Annotated in this window: 15 protein-coding genes and 1 tRNA gene; 1 reads left to right on the forward strand and 15 read right to left on the reverse strand. The window is 57.2% G+C overall.

The annotated features are described in order from the left end of the window. Positions 1-111: 111 nt before the first annotated feature. The 15 genes from D3871_RS09820 to D3871_RS09890 all read right to left on the reverse strand — a co-directional run bounded on the left by D3871_RS09820 (position 112) and on the right by D3871_RS09890 (position 16,357). Positions 112-1,326 (reverse strand): ABC transporter substrate-binding protein, encoded by a 1,215-nt coding sequence (locus tag D3871_RS09820; protein ID WP_199724749.1) that lies wholly within the window; start codon positions 1,324-1,326, stop codon positions 112-114. Positions 1,327-1,386: 60 nt separating this feature from the next. Then, positions 1,387-2,097, reverse strand: a complete 711-nt coding sequence (locus D3871_RS09825; protein ID WP_119768726.1) for an ABC transporter ATP-binding protein — start codon at positions 2,095-2,097, stop codon at positions 1,387-1,389. After that, on the reverse strand, positions 2,097-2,870 hold the full coding sequence (locus tag D3871_RS09830) for an ABC transporter ATP-binding protein (protein WP_119768727.1): 774 nt from the start codon (positions 2,868-2,870) through the stop codon (positions 2,097-2,099). The genes D3871_RS09825 and D3871_RS09830 overlap by 1 nt, the downstream gene beginning before the upstream one ends. A 155-nt stretch (positions 2,871-3,025) precedes the next feature. After that, entirely contained in the window at positions 3,026-5,155 is a 2,130-nt protein-coding gene (locus tag D3871_RS09835; RefSeq protein WP_119768728.1) for a D-(-)-3-hydroxybutyrate oligomer hydrolase, read from the reverse strand. Positions 5,156-5,318: 163 nt separating this feature from the next. Next, positions 5,319-6,056 (reverse strand): 3-oxoacyl-[acyl-carrier-protein] reductase, encoded by a 738-nt coding sequence (gene fabG / locus D3871_RS09840; protein WP_119768729.1) that lies wholly within the window; start codon positions 6,054-6,056, stop codon positions 5,319-5,321. Positions 6,057-6,331: 275 nt separating this feature from the next. Continuing rightward, positions 6,332-7,771, reverse strand: coding sequence for a sigma-54 interaction domain-containing protein (locus tag D3871_RS09845; RefSeq protein WP_119768730.1), 1,440 nt, complete (start codon positions 7,769-7,771; stop codon positions 6,332-6,334). Positions 7,772-8,198: 427 nt separating this feature from the next. Further along, complete coding sequence (locus tag D3871_RS09850; RefSeq protein WP_119768731.1) at positions 8,199-8,615, reverse strand: MerR family transcriptional regulator; 417 nt, start codon at positions 8,613-8,615, stop codon at positions 8,199-8,201. 20 nt (positions 8,616-8,635) lie between these two features. Beyond that, on the reverse strand, positions 8,636-9,049 hold the full coding sequence (locus D3871_RS09855) for an integration host factor subunit alpha (protein ID WP_119768732.1): 414 nt from the start codon (positions 9,047-9,049) through the stop codon (positions 8,636-8,638). A gap of 38 nt (positions 9,050-9,087) precedes the next feature. Then, on the reverse strand, positions 9,088-11,514 hold the full coding sequence (pheT, locus tag D3871_RS09860) for a phenylalanine--tRNA ligase subunit beta (RefSeq protein WP_119768733.1): 2,427 nt from the start codon (positions 11,512-11,514) through the stop codon (positions 9,088-9,090). 146 nt (positions 11,515-11,660) lie between these two features. After that, positions 11,661-12,677 (reverse strand): phenylalanine--tRNA ligase subunit alpha, encoded by a 1,017-nt coding sequence (gene pheS, locus D3871_RS09865; protein ID WP_119768734.1) that lies wholly within the window; start codon positions 12,675-12,677, stop codon positions 11,661-11,663. 159 nt (positions 12,678-12,836) lie between these two features. Then, positions 12,837-13,196 carry a 50S ribosomal protein L20 gene (gene rplT / locus D3871_RS09870; RefSeq protein ID WP_119738834.1) on the reverse strand — a complete coding sequence of 120 codons (360 nt, stop codon included), beginning with the start codon at positions 13,194-13,196 and terminating at the stop codon, positions 12,837-12,839. 18 nt (positions 13,197-13,214) lie between these two features. Next, complete coding sequence (gene rpmI / locus D3871_RS09875; RefSeq protein ID WP_119768735.1) at positions 13,215-13,412, reverse strand: 50S ribosomal protein L35; 198 nt, start codon at positions 13,410-13,412, stop codon at positions 13,215-13,217. A 168-nt stretch (positions 13,413-13,580) separates the two neighbouring features. Continuing rightward, entirely contained in the window at positions 13,581-14,102 is a 522-nt protein-coding gene (gene infC, locus D3871_RS09880) for a translation initiation factor IF-3 (RefSeq protein WP_119768736.1), read from the reverse strand. Between the two features lie 58 nt (positions 14,103-14,160). Then, positions 14,161-16,068, reverse strand: coding sequence for a threonine--tRNA ligase (thrS, locus tag D3871_RS09885; protein ID WP_119768737.1), 1,908 nt, complete (start codon positions 16,066-16,068; stop codon positions 14,161-14,163). A 212-nt stretch (positions 16,069-16,280) separates the two neighbouring features. Then, positions 16,281-16,357, reverse strand: a tRNA-Val gene (locus D3871_RS09890). 183 nt (positions 16,358-16,540) lie between these two features. Here D3871_RS09890 and D3871_RS09895 point away from each other — a divergent pair. Then, a complete protein-coding gene (locus tag D3871_RS09895; protein WP_119770002.1) occupies positions 16,541-17,470 on the forward strand; it encodes a cation diffusion facilitator family transporter in 930 nt (309 codons plus the stop codon). Positions 17,471-17,484 lie beyond the last annotated feature (14 nt).

Consider the following 17,484-nt stretch of genomic DNA (forward strand, 5'->3'; position numbering starts at 1 on the left):
CCAGCCCTCCCCTGCGAGAGGAAACGGAACAACACGACTACATCGAGCGTGATACACGACCCGGATATCGCTGGGCGAAGTCCGGGCTACACTACTTCAACTACTAAAGTCTTACTTCCACAGCGAGCACTTGGACTCTGCCTTGGTGGCATAAGCCTGGTCGCCCGGGATGGTTTGCACGACCTTGTAGTAGTCCCATGGGTACTTGGACTCGGACTGCTTCTTGACCTCCATCAGGTACATGTCGTGCACCATGCGACCGTCCGGACGGATCACGCCGTTCTTGGCGAACATGTCGTTGATCTTGGTGCTCTTGAGTTGCGCCATGACCTTGTCGCCGTCGTCGCTGCCGGTTGCCTTCACAGCGGCCAGGTATTGCGAAGTGACCGAGTAGTCGGCGGCATGCAGCATGGTCGGCATGCGCTTGATCTTGTCGAAGAAGCGCTTGGACCACTTACGGCTGTCGTCATTCTGGTCCCAGTACCAGCCATCGGTCAGGTACATGCCTTGTGTCAGGTTCAGGCCGAGCGAGTGGATGTCGGTGATGAACATCAGCAGGCCTGCCAGCTTGGTGGTCTTGGTGACGCCGAATTCATTGGCAGCCTTGATCGCGTTGATGGTGTCGCCGCCAGCGTTGGCCAGGCCCAGGATCTGAGCCTTGGAAGACTGTGCCTGCAGCAGGAAGGACGAGAAATCCGAAGCCGACAGCGGATGCTTGACCGCGCCCAGCACCTTGCCGCCGGTTGCCTTGACCACATCGGCCGTGTCTTTTTCCAGCGATGCGCCGAACGCATAGTCGGCCGTCAGGAAGTACCAGTCCTTGCCGCCCTGCTTGACCAGTGCGCTGCCAGTGCCGCGTGCCAGTGCGATGGTGTCGTAGGCATAATGCACGGTGTAAGGTGTGCAGTCTTCATTGGTCAGACGGGCTGTGCCGGCGCCGACCGAGAAGAACACTTTTTTCTTTTCCGCTGCAATCTTGGCCATCGCCAGGTTGGCGCCGGAATTGGTGCCACCGATCAGCATGTCAACGCCTTGCTGGTCGAACCATTCACGCGCCTTGGACGCGGCGATGTCGGCCTTGTTCTGGTGGTCGGCCACGACGAATTCGATTTTCTTGCCGTTGATGTTGCCGCCGGCATCGGCGATCGCCATCTTGACCGCTTCTGCGCCTGCCGGACCGTCGACGTCGGCGTAGACGCCGGACATGTCAGTCAGCAAGCCGATCTTGATCGTGTCGCCCGACACCTGTGCGTAGGATGTCGCTGCGAAGCCTGCGGACAATGCGGTTGCGACTGCGAGAGTCATCACTTTTGCTTTGAGTTTCATTACTTCTTCTCCTGTTGTAGGTAGTGTTGCGACAGCGTGTTTCAGTTGTACAGGTGTGGGTCAGACGCCAAGCAGCTCATTGAGCACCGGCATCTTCGACTCCAATTCGGATGCAGCGAAGGACTCGACGATGTGTCCGTGCTCCATCACGTAAAACCGATCCGCCAAAGGAGCAGCGAAGCGGAAATTCTGTTCCACCATGACGATGGTGTAGCCCTTGGCCTTGAGCATGGTGATCATGCGTGCCAGCGCCTGCACTATGACCGGCGCGAGGCCTTCGGAAATTTCATCCAGCAGCAGCAGCTTGGCACCGGTGCGCAGGATGCGGGCGACCGCCAGCATCTGTTGCTCGCCGCCGGAAAGGCGCGTGCCCTGGCTGGAACGGCGCTCTTCCAGGTTGGGGAAAATCTCGTAGATTTCCTTGACCGACATGCCCTTGGAAGTCTTGGTAACCATGGGCGGCAGCATCAGGTTTTCTTCCGCCGACAGCGAAGAAAAGATGCCGCGTTCTTCCGGGCAGTAACCGACGCCCAGGTGCGCCACCTTATGCGTCGCCAGGCCGATCGACTCGACGCCATTGACCTTGATCGACCCCTTGCGCGTGCCGGTCAGGCCCATGATCGCGCGCAGCGTGGTGGTGCGGCCTGCGCCGTTGCGGCCCAGCAGCGTGACCACTTCGCCCGGCTTCACGACGAGATTGACGTCGTGCAGGATGTGCGATTCGCCGTACCAGGCTTTCAGGTTGCGGATTTCCAGTGCTGCGGTCGACATCAATGCGCTCCTTCCAGTTGCCCCGCCGTGGTGCCCATGTAGGCTTCCATCACTTGCGGATTGTTCGATACTTCCTGATATGTGCCTTCGGCCAGCAGCGAACCGCGCTGCAGCACCGAAATCTTGTCGCAGATGCCCGAGACCACGCTCATGTTGTGCTCGACCATCAGGATGGTGCGACCGGCCGACACCTTCTTGATCAGCTCGGTCACGCGATGCACGTCTTCATGGCCCATGCCCTGCGTCGGTTCGTCGAGCAGCATCAGTTCCGGCTCCATCGCCAGCGTGGTCGCAATCTCCAATGCGCGCTTGCGGCCATACGGCAGATCGACCGTCATGGTGCTCGCAAAGCTTTCCAGATCCACTTCGGCCAGCAATTGCATGGCGCGGTCGTTGAGGCGATTGAGCGTCTGCTCGCTCTTCCAGAAATGGAAGGACGTGCCGAGCGAACGCTGCAGGCCGATACGCACGTTTTCCAGCACGGTCAGGTGCGGGAACACGGCGGAAATCTGGAACGAGCGGATCACGCCGCGATGCGCGATCTGTTCCGGCGCCAGCGCGGTGATGTCATCGCCGTTGTACAGAATGGATCCGGCGGTCGGCGTCAGGAATTTCGTCAACAGGTTGAAGAAGGTGGTCTTCCCCGCGCCGTTCGGTCCGATCAAGGCGTGGATCGAGCCGCGCTTGACCTTGAAATTGACATCGTTTACCGCGATGAATCCCTTGAAACCCTTGGTGAGGTTTCGCGTTTCGAGTATGACTTCGCTTGCCATCCGTTTTCTCCACTATTGCTGCCGAATCTGTTGCACCTGGTTCGCCCGCAGGCGGCCGACCGCCGCATGGCGATCGGTATTGCTGTTCATGCGCTGTTCATGCTGTTGCGCGGTTGCTCCGGGCGGCGATGTCTTCGCCGCCCGGCACCATGCGATCAGTTCGGAATCGTCACGGTGTTGTTGGCGAACGTGATCTGATCCGCCGCGACCGGTAACAACTGGATCGGCGGCACGTTGGCCGTGGTGATCGCCGGCGCGGCGCCCGGTGTGCCTCCGCGCGGCAAGGTCCGCACTACCTGGCTGGGCGGCAGTGCTGCTCCGCTCTTGAGGTGGGCGTACATCATGTTCATTGCCTGGATGTGATAGCGATGGATCGGAATCAGACGCGTGTCGTAACCCGGGAAGCCGAGGAAGGCATCGAAGTGATTCGCGTTGGTGATTTCGATATACGACAGCTTGCTTGCCGCGCCTTCGGCTGCCTTGTTGGCGGCGAAGTAGGCACGCGAGTTGTGGTTCACCGGAATCAATGCATCGCTGCGGCCATGGACGATGATGGCTGGCTTTGCACGCAGATTACCGTTACGGCGCACTTCCGCCATGCCGGCACGCACGCGCTGCGAATTGGCCAGTGCTGTACCGGTCAGCGGCGCACCTGTCGTGATATCGGTGCCGGTGGCCAGATTGCGCAGGCAGATCGCGCCGTCGATGTTGTAGTCGGCCAGATTGGTCGATGGCGATACCGAGAAGGAATCCCCGACTGGACCGCCTACGGCATTGTTGTTGACCAGACCCAGACCGCCGCTCGGTGTGCCATTGGCGGTTGCGAACAGCTGTGCTTCCTGCACGGCAGTCAAGGTGGTCAGCGCGCCAGTGGCAGTGACCGGTGCAAAGCTGTAGCCGCACAGGTTGTCCTTGACGCTGAACTTGCCGTACATGTTGGCGTAGAACGGCGCGAGGATCTGATACGTGCCGAAATGGCTTGCCTGCAGCAGATCGCTTTCGCTCTCATAGCCGGCTTCGCGCAGCTTTTGCAGCGACTCGTCCGCTTGTGTGGCGAGCGTCGTGGCGGTCAGCAATCCCTTCGCTTTCAGCGCGGTGCAACGATTGGTCGCCAGCGTCACATTGACTAATGTCAGCAACGGCGAGGCGGTCAGCGAAGACGACAAGGCTGCGCAAGGCTGGTAGAGGTTGCCGATGGTGATGGTGTCGTACAAGCCGAGGCCGGCACGGCTGACCGGGGTTGTACCGCGCCTGATGGTCAGGGCGGGATTCAGCGCCACTTCGGTGACCGGCTCGGATACTGCAACGCCGTCGATCAGGCCGCCCGTATCCTGCTCGGCCGCCAGCACCGCAGCGCCGCCGCCGTTGGATGCGCTTGATGCGATGACCAGCGTATTGGATGGCTTGATCGTGTTCAGGCGGCTGCTGCCGTTGCGGGCCAAGTCGCCGAATTTGTCATTCAACGCAAAGAAGGCGAACTCCACTGCCTGCAGCGTGAACTTGCCCCAGTCCTTTTCCGAGTTCTGCTGCGAATGCGCCTGCTTGATCGCAAAACGATTGGGTGTGGCGGCATTGAACGCCGACAGCTCGGCCGCGGTCAGATTTGCGGTGAAGTGGGACATCTTGCCAGCTGCCGCTGCACTGGCGCGTTCTCCATTGATCAGGTTGACCCTGTCGGATTGCAGGTTATGGAAGCCCATGCCGCTGCCCTTGTCGCTATAGGCCACGGCGCATTTCTGCTTGAGGCCCCAGTCGCCTGCGGTGCCGATCGCGCCATACACGCCGCGCGAACCGGAAGACGTCGCGGTTACGATGCAGGGATTGGCCTTGTCGAACGCAGCGGGGATCTGCACCATCAGCGTCACATTGATCTGGCCGGTACCGTCATCCGCATAGGCGATGTATTCGTCGCCGGCGATCTTGCCTTCGCCGAGGGTGGCGTTTCCTGCGTTGTCGACGTTGGGGCCATACAGCGTGCCGTAACCGCCATTGACGCTGGGATCGATCAGGGCGCGGTAGTTCGCGTGTATCGCATTGCGGCGCAACTCCGGAATCGTCGGATTGGCCGGATCGACATAGGTCGGCGCAGCGCCTTGAATACCGGTCTTGCCGAGGCCGGCGGTCAGCAGGTCATTGCTCACGCCGTCGTAGGTGGCCTTCTGTACCGTGCCCAGGTAGGACGGTTTGACGTTGAGGTCTTCCGGCGGGGCATCGGAACCGCCGCATCCTGCGAGGATGCCGGCCGCGACGACCGAGCTAACACTGAATCTGGTGCGTATTGCCATGTGTCTCTCTCCTTGAAATTATTCCGACCTAATTGCTCGAGGCCGAAGGTTCATTGTTTTTTATCTGGAACACGGTACTGCGCATCTGCTGCCACTACGTTTGCTGCTCTTGCTATCTGCCTGCTCTGTTTCTCCTTGCGGCACATACGATGCCGGCCTGTTTTTACAACGTCATCCCGCCGCACACTTCGATGACGGCGCCATTGATATAACTCGCTTCATCCGATGCCAGGAAGGCGAAGGTATTGGCGATTTCTTCAGGCTTGCCGAGGCGACCGAGCGGAACACGTTCTTCCAATGCACGAATGACTTTTTCCGGCATGGATTTGAGGATCGTCGTTTCTATGAAGCCGGGACAAACCGCATTGACGCGGATATTGTGCTTGCCCAATTCGCGCGCCCAGGTCTTGGCCATGCCGATCACACCGAATTTGCTGGCCGCATAATTGGTCTGGCCGAAATTACCGTAGATGCCGACGATGGAAGATGCATTCAGTACGACCCCGCCCTTGCGCTCTATCATCGCGTCGACCACGGCCTTGGTGCAGTTGTAGGTGCCCTTGAGATTGACATCGATGACCTTGTCGAACTGCTCGTCGGTCATCTTCTTGAGCTGGGCGTCGGCCACGATGCCGGCATTGTTGACCAGCACGTCGATATGTCCATAAGTCGCGAGCGCCCCGCCCACCATCGCTTCGATACTCTCCGCCTTTGTCACGTCGACCGTGAATCCGATGGCGGAACCGCCCTGCAGGCGAATTTGCGCGACTGTCTCGGCAACGTCGTCGTCAAGATCGCAGACCACGACTTTCGCCCCTTCTTTCGCAAACTTCAGAGCGGTGGCCTTGCCTATGCCCCTGCTTGCACCTGTTACCAGGGCTACCTTGTTAATGAGTCGCACTGTGCCTCCATAGCAGCGTCGAAAATGATGAAGCGTTGCGTGTTTTTATTGGGCCGCTTCACCGGCGTTGAAGGCTATATGGCAAATGTCATGCCATGGCACATAAGCTTTTGATTTTTAATGAAATTTCTTATATGAATCGAATTTACGCGCTTAGAATCATTCAGTTTGGGATGGGAATGTGTACGGACTTTAGACACATTTAAGTTATATCTTGTTATGTCTTTGAATAATAAGGAGATTTATCTTGTGTCTACTTTCCGGACAGCTGTCCGTTAATCAGACAGAAGCTGATAATCCTCAATCTTTTGATAAAGAGTGGCGCGTGAAATGCCCAGCATACGCGCTGTCAGCGCCTTATTCCGACCTGTGCTTTCCAGTGCGGATCTGATCAGGTTGCGTTCCACTTCCGCGACCGTCTCGGCAAGCGGCCGGATTTCTGTGAGCGGCACCTGCGCGGCTTCGGACGGCGGGATGGGCAATGCGCTTTCCACGGTCAGAATGGAAGCAAAGTCGTCTTCGGACAGCGCAATGCTGTCGGTCAGCATGCCGGCTTGTTCCAAAGCGTTGCGCAATTCGCGGACATTGCCAGGCCAGTGGTAGGAAGCCAGGAAGGCGCGCGCACCTGGAGTGAGTTCGCGTTGCGGCATGCCGGTACGGGTCGCGATCTGTTCCAGCAAGTGTTCGCACAAGGCATCCAGGTCCGCGACCCGTTCACGCAATGGCGGCAGCACGATAGGCAATACATTGAGCCGGTAATAGAGGTCCGAACGGAACTTGCCGTCGGCAACCAGTTGCTTGAGATCGTGACTGGTCGCGGCGATCACACGCACATCGACCTTGGTGATGGTGTTCGATCCCAGCGGTTCGATTTCCTGCTCCTGCAGCACGCGCAGCAGCTTGGCCTGTACCTGCAGGGGCATGTCTCCTACTTCATCGAGGAAGAGCGTGCCGCCGTCGGCGATCTTGAATTTACCTTCGCGCCCCTTGCGGTCGGCGCCGGTGTACGCGCCGGGGGATACGCCGAAGAACTCCGCTTCCAGCAGCGTTTCGGGTACGGCAGCGATATTGATGCCGACGAAGGGCTTGCCAGCACGACCTGAAGCCGCATGGATGCCATGCGCCAGCAATTCCTTGCCGGTGCCCGTTTCGCCGAGCAGCAGGACCGTGGTATCCAGTTGCGCGGCGCGGCGCGCCCGATGCTTGAGTTCGAGCGAGACCGGGCTGACACCGACGAAACTGGATATCGAATACTTGGTGTGACGCAGCTGCGCCAGTTCCTTTTGCGTATTGGCCAGCGCCCACTGCAGTTCGGAAAACTTCGAGACCAATGGCTTGAGGCGCTGCAGGCGATCGTACAGCGCGAAGCCAAGTGCCCCGACGACCTTGCCGGAATCATCCTTGAGCGGAATGCGCATGACGACCAAAGGCTGGTCGCGGATCATCATGATGTCGAGCAGAATCGGCTTGCCGGTGGTGACGACTTCGCGCATGCGGCTGTTGGGGATGACTTCCTCTACCGGCTTGCCCAACGCGGATTCGGGACTCTTCAGTCCGAGAAAGGCGGCGTACTTGTCGTTGATCCATGCGATACGGCCGTGATCATCGACCGCCATCGTACCTTCGCAGGAATCGTCGAACAGATCGAGCAGCGACTCCATACCGACCCGCAGGATACTGTCAACGTCCCAGGAAGCAGCGACAGACGTTTTCATTTCATCTCCATCCATGAACCATAGGGACTACGGCATTGCAGCCCACAGCCAGGCGCAGCACTGGTACAGGCGCGTACCTGATTATAGATACATCACGAGCGCTTGAGACTACGCAGTTCTACTAGGTGTGCAATAGAGCAGTTTCACCCTGACTGTACCGCCGATGCCGGACGCTTTGCCCGCGGCACGGCGTTGCGACTCCTTGCCATGGCTCGCCATGTCGCGTCGCCGCGCCTTGTTCCACGAGCAAATCGCCTCGGCGTCGACTGGCAAGTCAGGGTGAAACTGCTCTAGGAATATGGAGTGGCCTGCGGTCGCCGCAACGAGGATAAATCGCATTGCAGCAGAGCCAAAAACGAGAAGAGCCGCGGATGCGGCTCTTTCTTATTGACACAAATGTGGCGGCGCAGCAGCGCTATCCTGCTTCTTATCGACGCTTCAGCAGCGCAAGGATTTCGGACAGTTCGTGACGCAGGCTGACGGTATTGATCTCCAGCGGCGGCAAACCGGCGGTCAAGTCTTCTTCCATTGTACTGTCGCCGTTTGTGGCAGCAGCACTGTTGCTCATGCGCGTATCGAGCTTGTTGCGCGCACCGCTGATGGTGAAGCCTTGTTCATACAGCAGTTCACGGATGCGGCGGATCAGCAAGACTTCATGATGCTGATAATAGCGGCGGTTACCGCGCCGCTTCACCGGTTTGAGTTGCGTGAATTCCTGCTCCCAATAACGCAGCACATGCGGTTTGACGCCACAGAGCTCGCTGACTTCGCCAATGGTGAAGTAACGCTTTGCCGGAATCGGCGGCAATACCACGGCATCGGACTTGTTCGCGCGGTCGTTCATGGGTCAGGTAATTGAATGATTCAGGCTACGCGTGCCAGCGGCTTGTGGCTCACATCTTCCACCATGCCCTTCAGCTTCTGGCTTGCGTGGAAGGTGACGACCCGGCGCGCGGTGATCGGAATTTCTTCGCCGGTCTTGGGATTGCGGCCAGGCCGTTGCGGCTTGTCGCGCAACTGAAAATTTCCAAAGCCGGAGAGCTTGACGGCCTCCCCACGCTCGAGCGCATTGCGGATTTCGTCGAAAAAGGTTTCGACCATATCCTTGGCCTCGCGCTTGTTGAGGCCGACCTGTTCGAACAACAGTTCGGCGAGCTCGGCCTTGGTCAGCGTCGGCAACTCATTTTCAGCCTGGGTACGCGCCTTGGCTTCCTGCACTGCGCGATCGAGATCAGCTGCCAAGACGGATTGAAATTCGGCTGAGTTCACGTCATTCATAGTAGTTGTCGTCCCTGCCCTGCTAAGTTCAAACCCGCTCATGTGCGCAGGCGTGCGCCATGCATCTTGTCGACAGCGGCGATAAAAGCTGCCATTGCAGCATCGACTTTGTCATCTTGCAGGGTAGTCTGAGTATCTTGCAAGGTGAATCGGAAAGCAAGACTTTTTTCGTCATTTTCCAAGCCCTTGCCGCGATATTCATCAAATAAAACAATGGCTTGCATGATAGCACATGCGTTCGTAGCTTTCCGTTCGGCAAGGAAAGTATCGATCAGGGATTGCGCCGGAACCGATTGCTTTACCACGACGGCGATATCACGGGTCACCGCAGGAAACTTGGATATTTCCTGGTAAACCGGGATTGTGCGCGACTGCAAGACGTCTGCATCGACTTCAAACACAACCGGCGCAAGCGGCAAGTCATATTTTTGTTGCCAACGCGGATGCAACTCGCCAATGAAGCCGATTGGCGCGCTATCGAGCAATACCTGCGCAGAGCGGCCTGGATGCAGTGCCGGATGTTCGGTTTTCGCAAATGTCAGTGTCTTCGGTGCAAACAAGGCTTCCAGATCGCCTTTGACATCGAAGTAGTCGACGTTACGCGTGGGCATTCCCCACTGCTCTTCCGCCGCAGGGCCGTAAGCGATGGCAGCAATCCGCTTTGGTTGATGGTAGCCGGCCACCGACAACGGGCCGTCCCGTTCGGTATCAGCCCGCAGATATACCGCGCCGATCTCGAACACGCGCACGCGGTTCAGCTTGCGATTCAGGTTATAGCGCACATTGGCGACCAGGCTTCCGACCAGGGAAGAACGCATGACGCTCAACTGGCTGGCAATCGGGTTCAAGAGTTTGATCAGGCTGGCATTCGCCGCGAAGTCCGCTTCCCAGCCTTCTTCCACAAAGCTGAAATTCACTACTTCCTGATAGTCGGCATCGGCCAGCTGACGGCGGATCGTAAACAACGAACGGCGATTTTCCGGATCGATACGCATCGTGTTCGCGGCGACAGGCGCCACGGCGGGAATATTCTCGAAGCCGTAGACGCGCGCGATTTCCTCGATCAGGTCTTCTTCGATCTCGATATCGAAACGGTAGGAAGGCGGGGTCACGATAAAGGCGCCCGGTTCCTGTGTGAATTCCAGCTTGAGGCGCGTAAAGATATCCGCGATCTGGGCATCGTCGAGGGGAACGCCAATCACCTTTACCGCGCGCGCGGTGCGCAGCGTCACCGGCTTGCGCTCTGGCAGGTTGACGACGTGATCGTCGACCGGACCGACAAGCGTTTCCTTGCCGCCGCAGATTTCCACGATCAGCGAGGTGAGGCGTTCAATATCTTCGACCGTGGTGGCATAGTCGACACCCCGTTCAAAGCGATGCGCGGCATCGGTCGAGAAGTTGTAACGACGAGCACGCCCCTGGATCGCCTGCGGCCACCAGAACGCTGCTTCAAGGTAGATATCCTGCGTATCGAGCGTCACCGCTGTGGAATCGCCGCCCATGATGCCGGCGAGCGATTCGATTTCCTTGTCGGCGGCGATGACGCCGACCCAGCCATCGACCTCGACGGTATTGCCATTCAACAGTTTCAGCGATTCGCCAGGCTTGCCCCAGCGAATGTCCAGGCCGCCATGGATCTTATGAAGGTCGAATACATGGCTTGGCCGTCCAAGTTCCAGCATGACGTAATTGGAAATATCCACCAGCGCAGAAATCGGCCGCTGACCGCTACGTTCCAGGCGGCGCTTCATCCAGTCCGGCGTCTGCGCACGCGCGTTCAGGCCGCGGATGACGCGACCGCTGAAACGCCCGCACAGATCGGGAGCGGATACCTTGACCGGCAGCTTTTCATCGGTCGTAACGGGAATGGTCTTGTAGGCCGGCGCTCTCAAGGGTACGCCGGTCAACGCGGATACTTCGCGGGCAACACCCAATACCGACAAGCAGTCGGCCTTGTTCGGCGTAAGCTTGATCGTGAATTTCAGATCGTTGAGCTGGTAGTAGTCGCGGAAATTCTGGCCCACCGGCGCATCGTCCGGCAATTCGAGCAGGCCTGCACTTTCTTCCGACAGCTTGAGTTCGCGCGCGGAACACAGCATGCCTTGCGATTCGACGCCGCGCAGTTGACCGATCTTGATTTCAAACGACTTGCCGTCTTCTCCGGGCGGCAGCTTCGCGCCGGCCATCGCACAGGCTACTTTCAGACCGGGCCGCACGTTAGATGCGCCACATACGATGTTGAACAGCGTGCCAGTACCGGCATCGACCTGGCAGACATTCAGGCGATCCGCGTTGGGATGCTTGGCCACTTCCACGACCTTGGCCACGACCACATTGGAAAACGGCGGCGCGACGGGCTCGACTTCTTCTACTTCAAGACCGGACATCGTCAAAAGATGCGACAGCGCATCCGATGTCATCTTCGGATCAACGAGGGTACGGAGCCAGCTTTCGGAGAATTGCATAGTAAGCCTTCAGATATTCTGAAATACGGTATTCGTGCTCCCCTCCATGCGATGGAAGGTTCAGGGACAGCATACTGCGATGTTCGATAACGCGGCTGCCGATGAACTCTCCCGGGTCATCCGGGAGTGGAACAGTGTGCTTGGTGTCAGTTGAACTGCTTCAGGAAACGCAGATCGCCTTCATAGAACAGGCGCAAGTCGTTGATCCCGTAACGCAGCATCGTCAAGCGCTCAAGGCCGGAGCCGAACGCAAAGCCGATGTACTTGTCCGGATCGAGTCCCATGTTGCGCACCACGCTCGGATGCACCTGGCCAGCGCCGGATACTTCGAGCCAGCGTCCCTTCAAGGGTCCGCTGCCGAAGGCGATGTCGATCTCGGCCGACGGTTCGGTGAAGGGAAAATAGGAAGGCCGGAAGCGTACCTGCAGATCGTCGGTTTCAAAGAACGCCTTGACGAAGTTGAGATAGACGCCCTTGAGATCGGCGAAGCTGATGTCTTCCGCGATCCACAAGCCTTCGACCTGATGGAACATCGGCGAGTGCGTAGCATCGCTGTCGACGCGATAAGTGCGGCCCGGCGCGATGACCTTGATCGGCGGCTTGTTCATGCGCGCATAACGGACCTGCATCGGGCTGGTATGCGTGCGCAGCAGCAAGGGCTTGCCTTGCGTATCCTTGCCATCGATGTAGAAAGTATCCTGCATCGAACGCGCGGGATGGTTTTCCGGGCTATTGAGCGCGGTGAAATTGGTCCAGTCGGTTTCGATTTCCGGTCCGTCGGCGACATCGAATCCGATCGAGCCAAAGATTTCTTCAATGCGCTCCCAACTGCGCATGACCGGATGAATGCCTCCCTTGCCGCGACCGCGGCCCGGCAGCGTTACATCGATCGCCTCGGCATTCAGGCGTGCCTGCATCTGGGCATTCGCGAGTGCATCGCGGCATGCGGTCAGTGCAGCTTCAATCTTTTCCTTGGCGGCATTGATGACTGCGCCCTGCGCCTTGCGCTCTTCCGGCGCCAGCTTGCCCAGGCCTTTCATTTGCTCGGTGATTTGGCCTGTCTTGCCAAGGTACTTGGCTTTTGCATTTTCCAGCGCGGCTGCATCTTGGGCAGCGGCGAAATCCGTTTGCGCCTGGGCGACAATTTGTTCTAGGGAATTCATGCGGCTTTTTTGCCTGTGTCAATCAATCGGTTAACGGTAATGCATCATCATTGATGCAAAACTGATAGCGGCGATTCAAAAAAAACGGGGCACAGGTGATGACCTTTGCCCCGCTTCTATGCGACATCGCCGACTGGGCGATGCCTGCGCTCACAACGTTCAAGCAGCGATGTTGGCCTTTACCTGGTTGACAATCGCGGCAAACGCCGGCTTGTCCATCACTGCCATATCTGCCAGGACCTTGCGGTCGAGTTCGATATTGGCTTTCTTGAGACCGTTCATGAATACGCTGTAGGTGACGCCATGCTCACGCGATGCCGCGTTGATACGGGTGATCCACAGTGCGCGGAATACGCGCTTCTTGTTGCGGCGATCGCGGTAGGCATACTGACCTGCGCGCATGACCGCCTGCTTGGCGATACGGAATACGGTACTGCGACGGCCGCGGTAACCCTTGGCTTGGTCGAGGACTTTCTTGTGACGGGCCCGTGCGGTAACCCCACGTTTTACTCTAGGCATAGTAGCTCCTTAGTGAGGTTAAGCGAACGGCATCATCGCGCGTACGGAGTTCATGTTTGTGTCATGAACGTCCACTGCACCGCGCAACTGGCGTTTGTTCTTGGTGGTTTTCTTCGTCAGGATGTGACGCTTGAAGGCTTGACCGCGCTTGACGGTGCCGCCCGGACGTACGCGGAAGCGCTTTTTCGCGCTGCTCTTCGTCTTCATTTTAGGCATAGCAGTATCTGTCCTTTAGGACAGCTCCTTTTTTTAACATGATTGCAGGTGGCAATACTTCATTGCACTTGGATGCCTGCTTTCACTTATTTGGCAGTGGAATCGAGTCCGCTGCTTATTTGCGCCAACTGTTCCGTAGAGAACAGCCGACGCGAATTCTTGTACCGCTTATTTCTTCTTCTTCGGCGCCAGCACCATTACCATCTGGCGGCCTTCCATCTTGGGAAACTGCTCTACCTGACCGTATGGCTCAAGGTCAGATTTCAAACGCTCCAGCATACGCATGCCGATGTCCTGGTGCGCCATTTCCCGACCGCGGAAGCGCAAGGTGATCTTGGTCTTATCACCTTCGTCAAGGAACTTCGTCAGATTGCGCAGCTTGATGTTGTAATCGCCATCGTCGGTACCCGGTCGGAACTTGACTTCCTTGACCTGGATCACCTTCTGCTTGAGCTTCGCTTCGTGGGCCTTTTTCTGTTCCTGATACTTGAACTTACCATAATCCATCAGGCGGGCGACCGGCGGTTGCGCTGTTGGCGCAATTTCCACCAGATCCACGTTTGCTTCTTCCGCCAGGCGGAATGCTTCGGCAAGAGACACGATGCCAAGCGGCTCGTTGTTAACACCGGATAGACGCAGTTCCGGCACAGTAATTTCGCCGTTAATGCGATGCGACTTGTCAGTAGCTATTGCAGTTTCCTTTTAATGTCAAATAACTAAGCCGTGCTCTAGCGCTCGGGAATATCCCTTAGGCTTTGGTGTCGACTTCATGCTTGAGTCTGTCCACCAGTGCATCGACCGGCATCACTCCCAGATCGACGTTGCCCCGCGCACGCACGGCCACTGTGTTTGCATCCCGTTCCTTGTCGCCGATAACGACGATGTAAGGAAGCTTTTGAACCGAATGCTCGCGTATTTTATAGGTTATTTTCTCATTACGCAAATCGAGGTGTACTCTAAACCCTTGTTTTTTCAGGTTTTGTGCGACGCTTTGAGCGTAATCAGATTGTGCGTCGGAGATATTGAGAACAGCGATTTGCACTGGCGCAAGCCAGAGCGGCAAGGCGCCGGCATGATTTTCAATCAGGATACCGACGAAGCGCTCCATCGAGCCGACGATCGCCCGGTGCAGCATGACCGGCACCTTGCGAGTATTGTCATCGGCAACATACTCCGCGCCAAGGCGGCCCGGCATCGAAAAGTCAACCTGCATGGTGCCGACCTGCCAGGGACGTCCGAGCGAATCCTTCAGATGATATTCGACCTTCGGACCATAGAATGCGCCCTCGCCCGGCAACTCTTCCCATGTCACGCCGCAGGCGCGCAACGCGGAGCGCAGCGTCTCTTCGGCGCGATCCCAGGTCTCGTCGGAGCCGATGCGACTATCCGGACGCAGCGCGAGCTTGATCGAGATCTCGGCAAAACCGAAATCTTTATAAACATTCATCGCCTGCTGGTGGAAATCCGTGACCTCGGCTTCGATCTGGGCTTCAGTACAGAAGATGTGGCCATCATCCTGGGTAAAGCCGCGCACCCGCATGATGCCATGCAGCGCGCCCGATGACTCGTTGCGGTGGCACTGGCCGAATTCACCGTATCGGAGCGGCAGATCGCGATAGCTGCGCAAGTCGGAGTTATAAATCTGCACATGGCCGGGGCAGTTCATCGGCTTGAGCGCGTAGTTGCGATTCTCCGATTCGGTCACGAACATGTTTTCGCGGTAATTCTGCCAGTGGCCGGTCTTTTCCCACAGGCTGCGGTCGAGAATCTGCGGCGCCTTGACTTCCTGGTAGCCGCTCTCGCGGTAGACATGACGCATGTACTGCTCGACCTGCTGCCAGATAGTCCAGCCCTTCGGATGCCAGAACACCAGACCCGGCGCCTCTTCTTGGAAGTGGAACAGATCGAGCGCCTTGCCAATCTTGCGGTGGTCTCGCTTTTCCGCCTCTTCCAGCATGTGCAGGTAGGCTTCCTGGTCTTCTTTCTTGGCCCAGGCAGTACCGTAGACTCGCTGCAGCATTTCATTTTTGGAATCGCCGCGCCAGTAGGCGCCGGCCAACTTCATCAGCTTGAAAACTTTCAGCTTGCCGGTCGATGGGACGTGAGGCCCGCGGCACAGGTCGGCAAAGTTGCCTTCCGAATACAGCGATACATCTTCACCCTGCGGAATCGATGCAATGATTTCCGCCTTGTAGGCTTCGCCGATGGATTTGAAATAGGCCACCGCTTCATCGCGCGGCAATACCTTGCGGGTGACCGGCTCATCCTTCTTGGCGAGTTCAGCCATTTTCTTTTCGATCGCCTGCAGGTCCTCTGGAGTAAACGGGCGCTTGTACGAAAAGTCATAGTAGAAGCCGTTATCGATGACCGGGCCGATGGTGACCTGGGCATCCGGGAACAATTCCTTCACGGCATAGGCGAGCAAGTGGGCTGTCGAGTGACGGATCACATCAAGACCATCCGCATCCTTGTCGGTCACAATGGCAAGATTGGCATCGCTTTCAATCAAATACGATGTATCAACCAGTTTGCCGTCGACCTTGCCGGCCAGAGCTGCCTTTGCCAACCCGGCACCAATACTGGCAGCTACCTGAGCGACGGTAACCGGAGCATCGAATTGACGTTGTGAACCATCGGGAAGTCGGACTGATACCATTTTGCTCTCCATGTCAGCGAAGAATTGTTACTGACGCTAGACTTAGTGTTAAAAACTGCGGACGAAAAAAAACGCGGACTAGCCGCGCTTTTTCAAGTTTGCAAAGACGAAAAAGTTCCCGACTAGCGCCGTACTAAAACCTTTGCGGTTGTAGTTCGCGGTGTCATAACCGGGATTGCCTTTCTCACTCTTACAAATGTATTGCTTTTCGTTGGTAGGCTCGATTGGACTCGAACCAACGACCCCTACCATGTCAAGGTAGTGCTCTAACCAGCTGAGCTACGAGCCTAAAGAAGCAAAATTATAGCGGCAATTTTTTTATTTAGCTAGTGCCTTCGCATAACAATGTATTCAATCAATACTATTGGTTTCAATGCAGCGGTATGGCTTCAGTTCTTTCCATTCAACCTACTAGTGCCGACAAGACCCGTGGACATGCTGCACGTCTTCTTGATCACGTATGATCGAGAGCATGCGAACCAAACCCGCCGCCTCTTCAAGCCATCTGCATGCCCATCGTGCCGGCGATGCCTCGCATCATCATGTCGACACCGACCGTAACCCTAAGATCCTGGCATGGGCAGTTGTTCTTACTTTATTCTTTGCCGTCATTGAAGCATTCGCGGGCTTTTGGTCGAATTCGCTTGCCCTCATTTCCGATGCAGGCCACATGATTACCGACAGCACTGCGCTCGGACTGGCCCTGCTCGCCCAGATCATTGCGCGACGCCCTCCATCCGCGACGAATTCATTCGGATTCGGACGTGCCGAAGCACTGGCTGCCTTCATCAATGCGCTGGCGATGCTTGCGCTGGTGGCATGGATCGCGTTCGAGGCGATCAAGCGCTTCCGCGATCCGCTACCGGTACAAGGCATGACAGTGTTTGTCGTTGCATTGATCGGACTCGCGATTAACCTGTTGGTGGCATGGCTGCTGTCCCATGACAAAAACAGCGTCAATACCAGAGCAGCGTTGATCCATGTGCTGGGCGACCTGCTTGGATCGATCGCCGCCATTGTGGCCGGCATCGTCATTTACATGACAGGCTGGCTTGCAATCGACCCCTTGCTGTCCATCCTGGTATCACTGCTTATCCTGCGATCCACGCTTAAGGTATTGCGCGACTCATATCACTTCCTGATGGAGGGCGTTCCACAACATATCGACTACCTGCAGGTCGGCGCCGATCTCGCGGCAATCGATGGTGTCCTTTCAGTGCACGACCTGCATGTATGGGAAATGACACCCGGCGAACCTGCGCTGATCGGACATCTCGAAGTCCGCGATCTGCACGAGTGGCCTCAGGTGTTGCAGGTCATTCGTGCCATGTTACGCGAACGGCATCACATCGATCATGTCACGCTGCAGCCGGAGTTGACCAGAATGGCGCGCGGCGGTTAAACGCAAACGGTAAA

This window comes from Noviherbaspirillum saxi (genome assembly GCF_003591035.1).
GTDB classification, from domain to species: Bacteria; Pseudomonadota; Gammaproteobacteria; order Burkholderiales; family Burkholderiaceae_D; genus Noviherbaspirillum; species Noviherbaspirillum saxi.